The organism is Cedecea sp. B1(4) (genome assembly GCF_059414925.1).
This window is the reverse complement of record NZ_JCAHMZ010000085.1, coordinates 1-433: the sequence shown is the minus strand read 5'-3', so window position 1 is coordinate 433 and position 433 is coordinate 1. Positions and strand designations below refer to the sequence as shown.

The window sequence follows — 433 nt, the reverse complement described above, 5'->3', positions numbered from 1 at the left end:
ACGGCCCGGGCCGCACAGATCCATCAGTTCGCGCTTCCATGGCCATTCCTTGCTCCGGAGCACTCGACTGATCAACGCATCGGACTCGTTGCGCAGGACGGCCCAAACGTCCTCGGCGCTCGCGCGCAATAGTTTGGCGCTGATGGACGATTGAGCGGGCGCGTGAGCCAGCAGATCCCGTTCGCGCACCAATTGACGTACCAAATCGGGATCGGCCGGAATGCCGGTCTCCCGAAGCTCAGCCACCAGCGCGGTCAACTGGCTTCGTTGGTCCGCCGGCAACCGCGACAGCAACCAGGCGCGGTCGCGACCAGCCACGGCATGCAGCGCCAACGCGCAAAGGCGCAGACCATCCATTACCGTTTCTCCGCGTCGGCCGTGGGCTTGCCCGGCTCGAGCCAGCCCCGCAACTGTTGCAGGAGCACATCGCGCT

The 433-nt window shown here is 65.6% G+C and carries 1 protein-coding gene; it reads right to left on the bottom strand.

All coding sequences use genetic code 11. The features are described 5' to 3' along the window. The coding region (locus ACR6JA_RS22190) for a hypothetical protein (protein ID WP_494599548.1) at positions 1 to 357 on the bottom strand (357 nt) is incomplete at its 3' end. Positions 358 to 433 lie beyond the last annotated feature (76 nt).